At 47.5% G+C, this 15,979-nt stretch carries 12 protein-coding genes; 4 read left to right on the top strand and 8 right to left on the bottom strand.

Annotated elements, in window-relative coordinates; genetic code table 11:
* Positions 1-71: 71 nt before the first annotated feature.
* Both ACJJIM_RS17340 and ACJJIM_RS17335 read right to left on the bottom strand, forming a co-directional pair.
* Positions 72-869, bottom strand: coding sequence for an MBL fold metallo-hydrolase (locus tag ACJJIM_RS17340; protein ID WP_444911573.1), 798 nt, complete (start codon positions 867-869; stop codon positions 72-74).
* Between the two features lie 13 nt (positions 870-882).
* A complete protein-coding gene (locus ACJJIM_RS17335; RefSeq protein ID WP_413663411.1) occupies positions 883-1,326 on the bottom strand; it encodes a pseudoazurin in 444 nt (147 codons plus the stop codon).
* 261 nt (positions 1,327-1,587) lie between these two features.
* Between ACJJIM_RS17335 and radA the strand changes: the two genes are divergently transcribed.
* Positions 1,588-2,982: a DNA repair protein RadA gene (gene radA, locus ACJJIM_RS17330; protein WP_444896030.1), complete on the top strand. Its 1,395-nt coding sequence runs from the start codon at positions 1,588-1,590 to the stop codon at positions 2,980-2,982.
* A gap of 83 nt (positions 2,983-3,065) precedes the next feature.
* On the opposite strand, the gene ACJJIM_RS17325 is transcribed toward radA, so the two are convergent.
* The 4 genes from ACJJIM_RS17325 to ACJJIM_RS17310 form a co-directional block, all read right to left on the bottom strand.
* A complete protein-coding gene (locus ACJJIM_RS17325) occupies positions 3,066-4,172 on the bottom strand; it encodes a YHYH protein (RefSeq protein WP_444911572.1) in 1,107 nt (368 codons plus the stop codon).
* A 52-nt stretch (positions 4,173-4,224) separates the two neighbouring features.
* Entirely contained in the window at positions 4,225-4,479 is a 255-nt protein-coding gene (locus ACJJIM_RS17320; RefSeq protein WP_413663408.1) for a hypothetical protein, read from the bottom strand.
* A gap of 396 nt (positions 4,480-4,875) precedes the next feature.
* Positions 4,876-5,934, bottom strand: coding sequence for an AraC family transcriptional regulator (locus ACJJIM_RS17315; protein WP_413663407.1), 1,059 nt, complete (start codon positions 5,932-5,934; stop codon positions 4,876-4,878).
* A 736-nt stretch (positions 5,935-6,670) separates the two neighbouring features.
* Positions 6,671-8,272, bottom strand: a complete 1,602-nt coding sequence (locus ACJJIM_RS17310) for an AbgT family transporter (RefSeq protein WP_444911571.1) — start codon at positions 8,270-8,272, stop codon at positions 6,671-6,673.
* A 315-nt stretch (positions 8,273-8,587) separates the two neighbouring features.
* On the opposite strand from ACJJIM_RS17310, the gene ACJJIM_RS17305 reads away from it, so the two are divergent.
* Entirely contained in the window at positions 8,588-9,289 is a 702-nt protein-coding gene (locus ACJJIM_RS17305) for a glutamine amidotransferase-related protein (protein ID WP_444911570.1), read from the top strand.
* A 572-nt stretch (positions 9,290-9,861) separates the two neighbouring features.
* Positions 9,862-12,849 (top strand): TonB-dependent receptor, encoded by a 2,988-nt coding sequence (locus ACJJIM_RS17300; RefSeq protein WP_444911569.1) that lies wholly within the window; start codon positions 9,862-9,864, stop codon positions 12,847-12,849.
* A gap of 90 nt (positions 12,850-12,939) precedes the next feature.
* Here ACJJIM_RS17300 and ACJJIM_RS17295 read toward each other — a convergent pair whose 3' ends face one another.
* Both ACJJIM_RS17295 and ACJJIM_RS17290 read right to left on the bottom strand, forming a co-directional pair.
* Positions 12,940-13,257, bottom strand: coding sequence for a hypothetical protein (locus ACJJIM_RS17295; RefSeq protein ID WP_413663403.1), 318 nt, complete (start codon positions 13,255-13,257; stop codon positions 12,940-12,942).
* Positions 13,244-13,603: a hypothetical protein gene (locus ACJJIM_RS17290; RefSeq protein ID WP_444911568.1), complete on the bottom strand. Its 360-nt coding sequence runs from the start codon at positions 13,601-13,603 to the stop codon at positions 13,244-13,246. Before ACJJIM_RS17290 ends, ACJJIM_RS17295 begins: the two co-directional genes overlap by 14 nt.
* A 1,330-nt stretch (positions 13,604-14,933) precedes the next feature.
* Here ACJJIM_RS17290 and ACJJIM_RS17285 point away from each other — a divergent pair.
* A complete protein-coding gene (locus ACJJIM_RS17285; protein WP_413663402.1) occupies positions 14,934-15,977 on the top strand; it encodes an HlyD family secretion protein in 1,044 nt (347 codons plus the stop codon).
* The last annotated feature ends 2 nt before the right edge of the window (positions 15,978-15,979 follow it).

Raw genomic sequence — 15,979 nt, 5'->3', positions numbered from 1 at the left:
GAAAACAAGCCAGCCCGCAGTGTATGGGCTGGCCTCTGCCGGTGCAACTTTCCCGATTGCGGGATGGCGGGTTAAGAGCGGCCCAGGGGTAGGCGGAAGTCCTGGTGTCGCAACAGGTCCGGTCCACATTCGAGGCGCTCGAGCCAGCCCAGGAAACGCTCTTTGATATCGTCGGAGGCAAAGTAACCGCCGTGCTGGGGCACAATCATTGCGGGGTTGAGTTCCCGAATCATCTTAGCCCAGAGACGACAGGTCCAGTTCCCGCCCATATAGCGGCGGTGGAACCCTTCCATCGACGGCAGATGTTCATCGAAATCTTTGACTTCGCCCTCTTCTCCACCGAGTGAGGCACCGATATCGCCGGAAAATAATATGCGGCTGACCGGATCATAAAAACTGAAGTTGCCACAGGAGTGCATAAAGTGCGCTGGCAGCGCCCAGATCTCACTGTCGCTGAAGGGGATAATTTCTCCCTTATCGTCCAGAGGCATGATGCGTTCCTGCCAGCGCTCAGCACCGGCACGCGAGGCGACAAAGCCGGAAACCAGGTGTGGCAAAAACCGCGACCACAGTTTCGACACCGCTACCTTACAGCGTGAATGCAGCATCCAGCGCGGCAGCGAGGCGATAATATCCGGATCCTGATGCGAGGCCAGGATCAGGTCCAGTTCGCTCAGGTTCAAATGGCGGCTGAGCTCAATGGTGAGGTGTGTGTAAGTCAGATCGCCGCCGGGATCGATAAGCGCCCCTTTGGTGCCGCGGCGAATAACAAATTGATTGGCCTGTACCCCATCGCTGCCATTCTGCTCTTTAACCAAATCGCCGAACCGCGCAACCAGGTGGTGACCTTTTTCAAATAGGATGTCCACGCCGCGACTCCTCTTATTGGACTTGGCCGAGGTATTGAGTGAGCCTCTCCTTATTCATAGCAATACCGGCATTCATGCCTTCGGCATGCTTCTTGGCTTCTTCCAAGTTGGTTGCCTTACCTACCTGAATTACCCCAACCATACCCAGCGGCAGATGTGGGTCGCACTGGTATACGTAGACACCTTCCTGGTTCAAAGTGACAGTCACCTTTTCTCCCATGCTGCCATTCCAGGTAGCGCCCTCGGCAGGGGACAAAACTGAGTGAGTGTTGTGGGCCGCATCAGTGGGCAGGAAGGTGACAGAATCGCCCGGCGCTACCGCGAGAAATGCCGGTTCAAAAGTCATCATGCCGTCCTTGCCCTGGTTCAGCATCTTAACTTCGTGATCCGCAGCCAGGGCGGAGGTCGAGGCCATGGCGAGCGCCAGAATCGCGCCGCGAAGAGTAATAGACGACATACTTACTTCCTGTTCGATGGTTAGTCAGTGTTGTTCAGCGCCTCCCCATTAGTGGGTAGAGGCAGCGGCGGATGTTATCTCGGAGGGGGCTGGGTGAATTGATCTAGATCAATCGCGCAGATAGACCAATTAGAAGGAGAAGATGCCAATAGAAGGGATCCGTGTAGGAGAGTCATTTTTGACCGCTGAGCACCACCCGCCTCGGCCGGATAAGGGGTAAACTGTGCGCCGATCAATTCTGTGACTTTTCGGGAGAGTGCTTTGGCCACAAAACGTAAAACTGCCTACGTGTGTAATGAATGCGGCGCTGACTACACCAAATGGGCAGGGCAGTGTAGTGCTTGTGGCACTTGGAATAGCCTATCGGAAGTACGCCTGGGACCGGATCACAAGGACAGCCGCGCCGCGAATTTTACCGATGCACAAAGTGGTTACGCCGGTTCCGCCGGTGCTGGCAAAGTGCAAAAACTATCGGAAATCGATCTCAGTGAATTGCCGCGTATTCCCACTACGGCCTCGGAACTGGATCGAGTGCTGGGCGGCGGGCTGGTGCCGGGCTCCGTTGTATTGATCGGCGGCCACCCCGGTGCCGGGAAATCCACTGTTTTACTCCAGACCCTATGCCATCTCGCCACATCAATGCCGGCGCTTTATATCACCGGCGAGGAATCTCTCCAGCAGGTTGCTATGCGCGCTAAGCGCTTGGGGCTGCCCACGGATTCCCTGCAATTGCTCAGCGAAACCGATGTGGAGCGTATTTGCCTGGCAGCCAAAGAAGTGAACCCTCGGGTTATGGTCGTGGACTCGATCCAGGTAATGCATATGAGCGATGTGCAATCGGCACCGGGCTCTGTGGCACAGGTGCGCGAGAGTGCGGCCTACCTGACTCGCTTTGCCAAGCAGACCGGCACGGCGCTGATTCTGGTGGGGCATGTCACCAAAGATGGCAGTCTCGCGGGCCCCAAGGTGCTGGAACATATTATCGACTGCTCCATTCTCCTCGAGGGCACTCACGACTCCCGCTTCCGCACACTGCGGGCCCATAAAAATCGCTTTGGGGCCGTTAATGAACTCGGCGTGTTTGCGATGACAGAGCAGGGCCTGAAAGAGGTATCCAATCCCTCGGCCATTTTCCTGCAAAGGGCTGAGGAGATCGCAGCCGGTTCTGTGGTGACCTCGGTGTGGGAGGGCACCCGGCCGCTGTTAGTGGAGTTGCAGGCCCTGGTGGACGATAGCAGTCTCGGCAACCCCCGCCGGGTAGCGGTGGGCCTCGACCAGAACCGCTTGAACATGCTGCTCGCTGTGTTGCATCGCCACGGTGGGGTCTTGGTGGGGGACCAGGATGTCTTTATCAATGTGGTCGGCGGGGTAAAGGTGATGGAAACCAGCGCCGACCTGACACTGTTATTGGCGGTAGTCTCCAGTTTCCGCAACCGTGTCCTGCCCCGGGATCTGGTGGTATTCGGGGAAGTGGGGCTGTCAGGCGAGATTCGCCCGGTGCCCTCGGGCCAGGAGCGTTTGCGCGAGGCGGCCAAACACGGTTTCCGCAAAGCCATTGTGCCTGCAGCCAATCGCCTGAAGAACGATATCGAGGGAATGGAAATGCACTCGGTCAAGACCTTGGCGGAAGCGCTGGCGGTAATTGATATGAGCTGACAGTCCAGCCGGGGACGGCTGTTTTGGCAGAGGAATACCTGGCGGTATTCCTCTGGGGAAGTAAGCTTTCAGAGCCTCCTGCGCTAGGGGCGTCTAGTTGCTCCCTTGCGCTGGTTGTTACCGGGGCCCCGACGAAAATCCTCTGACGGAGTGCCCTTGTAACAGCGTGGGATAATGGGCCAGTCCTCTGTTAGAAAATAGGCATAGGTGCCCTTGGGGAATTCCGGGGTGCTTACCATTCTGCCGTTGCACTCATCCAATGTGCCGGAGCCAGCCACATAGTGGTAATCATCCACAAAGGTACCATCGTAGTAACCACCGGGTTCTCTACTGCCCTTGGGGCGTTTCCCGGGTTTCACCTGATAGCTTGAAGTCATTGCCGCAATCCCGGATTTCGGTTCCCAACCATCGGCATAGGCGTACAGGGCATAAATGGGGAATCCATCGGCAGCCCAGCCAATCAGCGGCGAATGCCTTTCCTTAGATACCCCCAGGCGCTGTAATAAACCGGTGGGAATTCCGTGATAGTGATAGGCACCATTGGGCTGAACATGGGCGTAGTTATCGTCTACACCCAGCTGAATCGCGCCGGATAGGGCTTCGTAGCGCCAGCGTCCACGATTGCCCAAGTACCATTCCGCAGCACTGGGGTCGAAAGGCACTCCGTTCAGTCCGATACCAAAATTCTGCAACGGAACCGGTGTAGGTTGAGCGGCAACTTGGGGGATAGCCGGAACTCGGAAACGATAGCGCTGCACCTCGATTTCATGGGGATTGCCGCGATTGGGGAAGGTACCAGTCTTGTGCTCGGAAATACCGTTGGCCTCAATAACGCGCCAGGGTCCCTGGATACTGATACTCACTTCACTAAAGGTAATCGGCGCTTCGGTAGCGGGAACAGTGTGCTGCAGACCATCGGATTGCACCACTGTGTGTTTGCGAGCGGTGTGGCGTCCACCAGTGGCGCCCCCTCCTGTAGAGCGCGCAGTCGGTTTGCGCTCGGGAACACAAGCTAGGCCATGTGATTGGGGGTGGTTGCGGCAGCGACCACTGACTCGGCCATTGGGCAGTTCCATTGAGCAGCTGGCGCCACTGGACAGGTTTCGACAAGCCTCCAGGGCGCTATCGGGTACGTGAGCCAGCGAGAGAGGCGCAATACTGCAAAGCCCCACAAATAACCACTTCTTCATAATGACATCTCAAGATTTACAGTACCGCTGGCCGGTTGCGATTTATTGGGAGTTACTGTTCTTCATCTTCCATGGGGCGAGGGCCGCCTTTACCCTTGCCGCCGGCAGGTACACAGACCAGCTGCTCAATCTGCGGGGGCATACGGCAGGTGCCCTCCAATGTGCCTCTGGGTGTCTCGACAGTGCAGGCGTCTCCTTCAGCCAAGCTGCTGCAGGCATCAATCGCTTCCTGCGGAGGCTGGCGCGGCTGTGCAGATACATTTGTGGCCAGTAAGAGGGCTGCTACTGGGATAAATATTTTTTTCATCGTGTTCTCCTGTCGTAGGCACTTTGAGGGGAGTCCCTGGAGCCTCAACTTTGCTCATTGGGTTTTGACAGAGGTTATTGCTGTCGCCCGAAACTATAGACTCGGGAAATGGCGATTACCGCTCAGCGAAGGGCTGGCTTCTCGAATTGGCCTGGGACTGCCATCGAAAGTAGTCGAGGAATGAGTAAGTAATGTGGATAACTTGTAAAGAAGTGTGGGGCTGGAGAGCTCACTTTACGACTAATGATCCAGAGAGCTGACAGGCTCTAATTGATCAGTGGTGGAGGTGGGAATTAGGGGCTGAGCAAGCAGGAAAGGCTGGGTATTTAATCAGTCGTGACACAAGCTAAAATCTGGCGTGTGTTACGACTGATCCTGTATTTTTCTGAAGGGACTTTAACTTTCAGTTTCCAGTGCAGCTTTCGCCGCAGCTTCACTCAACAACCTGCGGCGAACTTTCATTGGAGTGGTACCAAACCAGCGGTCGCAGGCGCGGTTAAATGAGCTCTGCTCCCGATACCCCAGCATATTGGAAATCTGGGCCATAGGTGGCAACTTTCTACTGAGGTAATGCTCTGCGCGTTCGCGGCGAATACGGTCGAGAATATCCTCAAACACCAATTCCCGATCTCGCAACCTGCGCTGCAGTGTGCGCTTGTGCATCCCCAGCTGATTGGCGACTTCCTGCAAACTGCAGCGCTTTAGCGGCATCAGGCAATAGATCAGCTGTTCTACTTGGTGAATCAGGTTTGACTCACCTTGCTCCAGTACTTTGTCGATATAAGACTTTAATAGAGGCCTTAAAACCGGGTTGCACTTCTCGGTCGGTTGGGCCAGCTGGCCGCTACTTAGAATCAAGGTGTCGCTATTTTGTGAAAACTGTACATTTGTACCAAAAAAGTTTTCATATTGGTCGTGGAGGGGCTGTTTGGACTTTAAATGAACCGCCTCCAGATTGAACTTTTCACCACATAATATTTGTAGTGCGACAACAGAAACCCCAAGGAGAAATTCCCGGAATAGCTCGAGAGGCAATGGAGAGTCCGAAGGTATATAACTTTCTAAATCATTTAAACAATGAAAAGTTATAAACGTTTGGAGCCCTTTAACTTCCAATTCAACTCGCAGGTTATAAGGAGGGGCGGCGAATTGCTTTACGGCAGCATTGAGGAATTCCCCGAGGGTCAACGACTGCAATACTGCTGCTCCAAGAGAACTGAGGGCGGCAGCCCCCTGGCTTTTTGCCAGTCTCAATCCGAAATCCGCGCAATTGAGTTGTCGTGCGGCCTTTTCAACAAGGTCAGTCACTTTACTCAACGGGAGATACCCCTCGAGTTTTTCAACCTGCTCGGGGTTAATACCGGCGCTATTAAGCAGTGTTTCCGGGCAGCCGTTTAGCTGGGATACTTGGTCATAAAAGCCGGTTAACAGCTTAGCTCTTATTTGTTGGGTCAATTTCTTCCAAATCCTTCCAAGAACCCAGCCTGATTTAATTATTAGGCGTGCCGGGTCGCAACTTCTATTTGAGCGAAAATATTCAACTGATAGGCGCGCCCGATAATTTTAGGAATCTACAAATAAATGCAAATTCCAGGATTACACATTCCTGGGCATTGTCTGACGGATTTGCAAAACCGTCATATTGGCGAATGCCTGTTTTATTTCGAATTCCTGATATGTATTGTGCGCTATGGATAACTGTTACTGCACTAACTACCACAAAGTGCACACGACTCATCCTGAGAAAATAATATATGAGATTAAAACAAGGCAGCCGAAACTGGCGTAATCCGCCTATCAGTCTCCGCTAAGTATTATTTCAAGGCCTATATTACTTGTTTTTTTTTGTGGATTCGAAGGGCTTTTGGCTTTTGCTTATAATCAAAATGTCACCTAATGAAAAAAAATACCAATTAAAGTTAATACATTGAAACTTTATTCCCTTATGACAGCAAAAAAATTTTTTTGTTTTATGGTGACTCCATATCTGGGAATAATAATTTTTTCTTAATTTATCCACTTTTTTACCCTTGCCTAAAGCTATCTTGAATGACTGGTGATTTCAGGAACGCTTTAACACTTTTTGGGTAGTTACCAGCGGATATAAATGACCATTTCAAAGGTATGGTCATTTTGGGGAGACAAAAAAGCCCGCATAAGCGGGCTCTAGGATTACTGATTAATCAGTGGATTAGCCACCATAGTAAGTAGCTGCACCGGGGCCGACGGGCAGTCCCAGGGCAAAAACCCAGATGAAGAACAGGGCTGTCCATCCGATAAAGAAGAAGATGGAATAGGGAATCATAGTGGCGATCAATGTACCCATGCCCAAGTCTTTCTTATAGCGCGCAGCAAAAGTAATGATCAGGCCAAAGTAACTCATCATCGGCGTGATAACGTTGGTCACAGAGTCACCGATACGGTAGGCCGCCTGGATTACTTCCGGGGCGTAGCCCAGCAGCATCAGCATGGGTACAAAGATGGGAGCTGTCACCGCCCACTGAGCAGAGGCACTGCCCAACATCAAGTTCACAAAGCCACACATCATGATGAAGAACAGGAACAGTAGTGGTCCAGTGAGGCCGATGCTTTGTAGCGCATCAGCACCTAAAACGGCAAAAATGGTGCCCAGGTTGGTGATCTTAAAGAAGGCGACAAACTGTGCAGCAAAGAACACCAGGACAATGTACATCCCCATACTGTTCATGCTCCTGGCCATGGCATCAATGACATCTCGGTCATTCTTCATGGTGCCGACAACCTTACCGTAAACAAATCCCGGGATAGCGAAGAACACCAGGATCAGTGAGACGATACCCTTAAGGAACGGAGAGCCCGCGACCAAGCCTGTCTCGGGGTTACGTAAAACGCCCCACTCAGGCACCACCGTCAAAGCGAGTACTGCAGATACGCCCAAAACAGCCAAACCTGCGTACTTAAGGCCGCGCTTCTCGGCGTCGGTCAAGGTGCCAACTTTGTCTTGAGTCAGGTCGACAGACGCTTCACTGGGATCATACTTGCCCAGCTTGGGTTCTACGATCTTCATGGTCACCCAGCTACCAACTCCGGTGATCAGGAAGGTACTGACAATCATAAAGAACCAGTTTACTTCCGGGCCCACGGAGTAGGTCGGGTCGATCATATGGGCTGCTGATTCTGTGATCCCCGATAGCAGCGGGTCCACCGTTCCCAGCAGCAAGTTAGCACTGTAGCCGCCAGAGACACCGGCAAACGCGGCGGCCAGGCCAGCGATAGGGTGTCGACCGAGAGAGTGGAAAATCATTGCGGCTAATGGGATCAGTACCACGTAGCCCAATTCAGAGGCGGTATTAGAGATGATGCCGGCAAAAACCACTATGACAGTGACTGTGCGTTTGGAGGCCTGGAGTACCAGACCGCGAACAGCGGCACTTAACAGGCCGGAGTGCTCGGCAATCGCAACCCCCAATAGGGCCACTAAAACTGTCCCCAGCGGAGCAAATCCGGTGAAATTTTTAACCAGACTGGTAACGATCATCCTGAGTCCATCGCCACTCATAAGGTTGAAGACCTCAATGACGCCATCTGGCGCTCGGCCAGCAGCGCCAACCGGGCGGGGGTCGGGGACAGACAGGCCAAAGTAAGAAGCGATACCACTAATGACTATCACGCTAACGGCGAATAGTGCGAACAGTGTGATTGGGTGGGGGAGAAGGTTGCCGAGCCATTCCACTGCATCTAAGAAGCGGATAAAGGCTGTCTTGCGCCCTGGGGGACTGTCCTGCCGATCGCTCGGGGAGGTTGTTGTGGTCATTGTTGGTCCTCAGTCGTTACTGCAAGCGACCCTAATTGCCTCTGGGCCGCCTTGTAGCCGAAGGGTTGGCTGAAAAATGTGCTAAAGCCGAGATCATACACAAAACTACTTCAGCTAAGAATGCCCAGAGAGAAATGTTGCTCCTAGGCAGTGGGCCAAAGAGCTATCAGGCGACCCGGATAGGTAAAAGATCTATGATGAAAGATGTGCTGTTATGGCGCTTGTCATATCAGGGTAAATCTTTCTGATAGCGGTCTCTGATGACTGGATATGCCATAATCCCAATACTATGTAGTCAATTCAGCGGTGAAAATAATGAAGATTGGAATTTTAAAAACCGATGATGTGCGCAAAGAGCTTGTTGGTGAATTTGGGGAGTACCCGGAGATGTTTGCCGACTTGTTGCGCGACCAGGACTCCAATTTGGAGTTTAACACCTACGAAGTCCAGCACGGCCAGTATCCCGACCATATAGATGAAGTAGACGCTTACCTGATTACCGGTAGCAAGACAGGTGTTTATGACGACAAACCCTGGATTGCGCCCTTAATGGATTTTGTACGCAAGTTACATGGTGAGAAAAAGCCGACCATAGGTATTTGCTTTGGTCACCAGTTAATTGCCCAGGCACTGGGGGGCCGGGCCCGTAAGTCAGATAAGGGCTGGGGGCTGGGGGTGCACACCTATGAAATGCAGGAGACGCCTAGTTGGATGTCTGAACCCGCCCCCAACTTTAGTCTCTTAGTAACGCATCAGGATCAGGTGGATCAGCTGCCGCTTGGTGGGCGAGTACTGGCTTCCAGTGAGTTCTGCCCTATGGCAATGGTGCAGGTGGATGATCATATGCTTAGCTTCCAGGCGCATCCGGAATTCACTAAGCCCTACTCGAATAGCTTAATGGAGCTTCGACGGCAGGCTTTTGGTGAAGCTGTGGTTGATAAAGGGCAGGAGTCTCTTAAGAACGATATCCATGAAAATGCAGTTGCCAGATGGATGTTGGAGTTTTTACGGCAGTAAATTTTCCCCATTGAAGAAAATAGGAAACCTTTATTTAGCTATTTTCTCTTTCTCATTCCAATGGTATCTGACCTTTTGAAACCCCACTTATAAGTGGGGTTTATGCTCATACATGTATTAAATTGCATCGTTATTCACCTTTGTTCTATATGTCTTAAAGGGCATATAAACTTCTTATAGGGTTGTATTTTTTAATTTTATTTGAATATAACGATTTAACTACCAAAATATAATTTTCTCCGGTAACTGGCAGTTATTTTTGCACTCATGTTTATGTTTGTCACTATCTCTAGATTTATATGTCGGTAATATGGACTTTTAAGGTTGTTTTAAAAAGTAGTGGGTGTTTAATATGGAGCTGTTCATTTAAAGGTTCTTGTTTAGGGTGGGTATTCAATTAAATAACATGCTTGTGCCAGTTTTATTTTTCTGGGGGCGTGTATGTATTCTAGTTGATTTAAATGGAGGTCTTGGGTGTTCGCAACTCGATCGGGGAGGATGGATTAATAATTAACACAGCCTCTTAATCTAAAAAAATCTATAAATATTTCTATAAGCAAAAGGATAGGTTTATGAAATTATTTAAAATGGCAGTATTGGCCAGTGCCATTGGCTTGTCAGTAGCTAGCACTAATGTACTTGCGGCTGGAAATGTAAATGGGGGAATTGACGGAAGACTTATTGGGGCAGATGGTAGTGAAATTCCTAACGTAACCATTTTTATTGAAAATGAAGAAAATGGCTTCAAAAGGACTATCTCAACCGGTGACGATGGGGATTTCAAGGTCAAGTTACCCAGTGGAGTTTATAAAATAACCGCGCAGAAATCAGGGTACCAACCGGCAGTAATCGAATCGGTACTAGTGTCTATCGGTAGCACAGGTAAATTAAGTATCCCTTTGAGCCAAGGCGATATGGAAGAGGTTTTGGTTGTAGCTGAGGCCTTACCACAAATACGTACTGGAACAGCTGAATCTGCTCTCAATATCAGTTTAGAGGATATTGAGATGTTGCCTGTAGGGAGAAATATAGAATCTGTTGCCTTGCTTGCTCCGGGAACTGTGTTGGGGGATAACGCATTCGGAGAGGATAAAGATCTTATTTCATTTGGCGGAGCCTCTGTTGGTGAAAATGCTTACTACATTGATGGCTTGAATGTTACCAATTTTCGCAATGGCTTAGGTGGCTCTTCTGTACCCTTTGAATTTTATGATCAGTTTCAAATTAAAACTGGTGGATATAGTGCAGAGTTTGGGCGGTCTTTAGGTGGCGTTTTAAATGCTGTTACAAAGCGTGGAACCAATGATTTTAAATATGGTGTAGTTACTTATTTTGAGCCTGGATCATTAAGGGAAACAAGCCCGGATACATTATCCACAGATGGAACGCTCTATGATCTCAATTCTGAGAATGAACAGTCTAGATATACTACGGATTATTATATAAGTGGTCCGATTGTGCCGGACAAATTATTTTTCTATGCGCTCTATGAGCAACAGGAAACTGTTGAAGAATATAACACTCTCCAGGCCCCTGATACCTTTAATAATAGGGAAGTGGCTGATGACTTTTGGGGAGTTAACTTAACTTGGAATGTGACCGATGATCACATCTTAAGTTATGTTCATTTTTCCGATGAGCGCATCCGAGAAAATAGGCAGTCAAATTATGATTATTACAATAAGAATAAGCTCGATTACAAGGGGACGATCAGTGATTATCGGGGTGGAGAAAACTGGCTGTTACGCTATGATGGCCAATTAACAGATAACCTCAGTATGTCTTTGTTACATGGGCAAAATGAATATGAGCTCACTACTATCGGCACAACAGATGTTGAATGCCCATATGTAGTTGATACAAGTGATGGAGCTCTACCAGGAAACTCTTCGTTATATCCAGGATGCGATACGAATTATAGGGTTCAGACTGGAGGTGATGAGCGCGAAGCAAATCGAATCGACTTTGATTGGGTGCTTGGAGACCATACTGTTCGTTTTGGATATGATCGAGAAGATAATTCCTCCTCTTCCTCTGAGACTTATGCCGGCACGGGATTGCGGGATGGGAAAGGTGTTTATTATCGTTATTACACCGCTCTTCCTGGGGCGGAGCTTACGAATGGGGGAATAGTTCCTAATGCTAATGGGGATGGAAGTCCGGTTCATCTAGTGCGCTATCGAGTAGGGGATGTTTCTGGTTCATTCAAGGTTGAATCAGAGGCTTTCTACATTGAGGATACATGGGATATCACCGATAATTTTACTGTAAGTGCCGGGCTTAGAAACGAAACTTTCTCTAACTACAATGGAGAGGGTGATGTATTTATTGAAATTGATGACCAGTGGGCGCCACGTCTGAGTTTCTCTTGGGATCTCACTGGAGATGGAGAGTCACGGATTTTTGGTAATTGGGGCAGATACCATATGCCCGTCGCAGCCAATACAAATGTTCGATTATCCGGTGGAGAGCTTGGATTCGAGCGTTATTTTATCTTTAATGGCGACTATGATTCGGTTAGTTATATTCCTTTAGATATTGGGGCTGAAGGTGTCCCGACCACCCAAGAAGTAGGTACAGTAAATATTACTTCTAGCGGAGAGGTTCCCGATAGTCGACAATTATCCGATCGGGATTTGGAGGCGATGTACCAGGATGAATATATTCTTGGTTATGAGAAGGTTCTCAATGATAGTTGGAGTGTGGGTGTTAAAGCGACATATCGCGACCTGAAATCTCATATAGATGATATCAGTATAGACCATGCAGTTGACGCGCTAGGCTATGCTCATACAGGGGATGCTCATGGTTATGTTCTTGCTAATCCTGGAAGTGATGTGACTATTCCTTATGATAGGTATGGTACTGGTGAGTTGGAAATGACAACTTTCTCGGCTGAATTGCTGGGATATCCTGAAGCTAAGCGGACCTATAAAGAGCTAGAGTTTTCTGTAGATAAAGCTTTTGATGGCGTTTGGGGTTTAACAGCCAGTTATGTTTGGTCTGAAAGTAAAGGAAATACAGAAGGGTATGTCAAATCTGATAATGGTCAGGATGATGCTGGGATCACTCAAGACTTTGATTTCCCTGAAATTATGGATGGTGCCAATGGCTATCTGCCAAATGATCGTACCCATAAATTTAAAATCTATGGGAATTATCAAGTTATGGAAAACCTATTATTAGGGGCTAACTTTCTCCTTCAGTCAGGACGGCCAATTAACTCTTTTGGAGCAGGCCATCCAAATGGAACACCCTCCTACGGAGATACTTATTACTTAACCGACCCAGATGGGAATTTGGTAAGAACGGAGCGTGGTAGTCGAGGTAGAACGAGCTGGGTTAATCAAATTGATCTGTCGCTAGTATATAGTACTCAAGTTGGTTTGGCTGATGTGGAGTTAAGAGCAGATGTCTTTAATTTATTAAATGCAGATGCTGAAACAGAAGTTGATGAGTTTGCGGAAATTAGTCCCGGAATAGCTGATCCTAACTGGGGGGTTAATCAGTACTACCAGACACCTAGATACTTTAGACTGGGTGCTAGTGCACGCTTTTAATTTTAATCTGAAAGAGGGTCGCCAATTGGCGGCCCTAATTTCAATACACATTTAAAGTAATTAAAATTAACACTTTTGATGGCTGGAGGATTAATTGACCCCATATACAGAATCTTCCTCGATCTGAATAATTCTTACCCGGATAGGGTCTTCAATCTGAAAATATCGCCTCGCGCTTTCATCAAGTTGAATGGCCAAAGCTTGAAGTTTTTGGTGTGTTCGATCTGGTCTCTTTAAGCAGGATACTTCAATATAGCACTCATCGGGTGTAATTTTCTGGGCTGTAATAAAAGTTATATTTGGGTCTTCTTCAGTTTCAAGTTCTTTGATAATTAATTTTTGAAAAAACGCTGGGGTTGAGTCCGGAGCTAATTTAAGTGAGCTTAAAAAAATCTTACAGCTGATCATGTATTGATTCCTGGTTAATACAGATGGATATGTTTATTCCATTAATGAAATCTTCTTCATAAATTATCATTCTTACTTTGATTGGATCTTCGATCTGAAAATAGCTTCGCGCCCGTTCATCGAGTTGAATAGCCAAAACTTGTAATTTTTTGTGTGTCAGGTCTGGCTGTTTCGAACAAAATAGCTCTATATAGCTCTCATCAGGAAACATTTGAATAGTGCTGATAATGGATATATTGGGGTCCTCCTCGGTGTCTAATTTTTTGATAGCAAGTTCTTGCAATAATTTAGATGCTGAATCTGGTGCCAGCTTTAGAGGGCTTAAATAGATTTTGCAGCTAATCATAGGGAAGTCCCATTTCAAGGTGGTGTTATAGACCACTTTTAGGAACGTAGCAAAAGGTTAAGCATTTCTTCCTGTTTCTGTATTTAGAGATTAGCTAAGGTAAAATGATGGTGCAAAGTTTTAGGTTTCCTTCTGGTTCTTTAGTGGCGTTATAACTTTTTGTAATTTCTAGTGTTTTATTTCCTTGTTTTAAAGCTTTGTTCTGCTTCATATGTGTTTGTATATCTGGGTATAATTATACATCTTGCGCTTTATGTGGTTGATGGTGAATTGTAATTTTTTATATTGTTTAAGTTGTGTGTGTATAGCCAAAAGATGGTATTTTTCTACTTAGACATATGTTGTTTTGAGTGAGAAAAATGTTTTTTATTGAGGCTTATTAGTAATCTAACAAGAATATAAGTGATCAATTATCCCTAATTAAACTAGTCCCTTGTTTGTTAAGTCGCATTATGGCTAGCTGTAAATTCTGTATTTAAACCGCAAAAGGCAAGCTTCTAATCGGGGATGGTCGTTTGAATGAAAATTCAGATGAGAAGGTTGGATTGCCACCAGATAAATACTTATAGTTTTATATTTATAAAACCACAAATTGCTGGTGATTTTGCTTTATTGTCAGTTAGACGCTGGAAGGTTCCTAAGTGTGCCTTCTGGTGATTTAAGCTAATTGAAGGTGAGGTGTTACCTGAGTAATTTTAAGATTAAACGCTGGGATTTGTAATAAATGTAACATTCCCGATTTCTGTTGCTAATATCGTACCCCTATTCAAAGTTTTGCCAATCGATGGGTGCGGCTGTTGTGTGGGTATTCAATAGAATCTAATTGCGTCGCAATGTAAGTTTATACTTACTTACGTTTTATGTTTGAATGTCAATTTTGCTGATGTGAACTCTTCAAAGATATAGAGCTTCATTTTTAGAGAATAATCTCAGATCAAAAAATTTTAGCTGAAACACCACTGGAACCTTAGTGCATAGCTACCTCTCTGTATTATAACTAGGGCTCAGAATGTGAATTGCTAGTTGTTGTACCAGTGAAATTAGGTATAGATTCTAATTGACTCCTAAATCGGGGAAATTTAAATTTGGGTACTGCGGATTTTTTTGGAAGAAAACTTCAAGAAAATCGAGGGAAGAAAGTTAAGTTTCGCTTCGTTCCTGTGCGATAACAGTTAGTAGGTTTTTCATATTGTCAACGCCTTTTTTTCACACTACACGCGCCATTGTTTCAGATTCTATCCGTACCTTGGTTATAGCAACTGCTCTCGGTGTCCTGCTTCTGGCTGTTTGGGCTATTTGGTTTTTTACAGTAGAAATTACAACATATAGCGTGAGTGATGACGCTAGGTTGGAGCAGGAGCACAATACTGTTCATGTCAGTACCCAGCGAGTTGGACGTGTTGTTCAAATTGAGGCAGAGCTCGGGGATACCTTAGAGCAGGGCGATGTGCTAATTCGTCTTGATACGTCCGTACTTGATTTGAGCCTGCGGGGGGATAGCAAGATATCTGGAAGCTTACGCGATCAACTTGAATCAGTTGAAAGAGAACGAGAGCTGCTGGATAAGAAATTTGGCGAAGATGAGAAGGCACTCAGTGATCAATTGAAGCTATTGGAGCAACAGTACCAGCTTCAAGTCAGTAATCAGAAAATTCAAGCGGATGTTGCCGATCGTTATGAACGGCTGTTACAAAAACAGCAGAGTTCAGAATTGGATTACCTTGCCGCAAAACGGACGTACCAACAAATGGCGATGGAAACCTTGAAAGTGCAGGCGGATATTCGCGCTTTGAAGGATCGTCGAGCACAGCTAATAAGTGAATATCAGCTTGAAGTGAGTGCTTTAAAGCAGCGGCATCAGGATATTGATGGGAAGATTGCGGAAGTTGACACCCGTATTCAGCAAAGCCACCTTGCTGTTAGCGAACAGAACCTGCGTGCCCCAATTACCGGGGTATTGGCCTCGCTGGCAAAAATACGGGAAGGCGAAGTATTGGTCGCTGGGCAGCAAGTTGCGACCATTCAAGCAGAAGGTGTTATTTCTATACAGGCATTTTTTCCACCCGCATTAGCTTTGGGGCATATTCAGCCTGGGCAGAATGCCCATGTAAAACTGGATGGATTTTCCTGGGCCCGTTATGGGCAATTGGAGGCCCGAGTAGAACGGGTCGCTAGTGCCGTCCAGCAAGGCAAAGTTCTTGTACAGCTATCCTTACAAGGTGAAGCACCACCCCATCTCCCTTTACTGCATGATTTACCGGCCAGGGTAGAAATTGCCACAGGCAAGAAAACACCATACCAACTGCTTCTACAAAGGACGGGTGAGATACTTTCGGCCAAAGCTCCCACAGAGACCGTGGAAGAGGGAGCGTAACA

The organism is Microbulbifer maximicatervae (SeqCode) (assembly GCF_052467615.1).
Note: the sequence above shows the minus strand (reverse complement) of the source record. Positions and strands in the feature narration are given on the sequence as shown.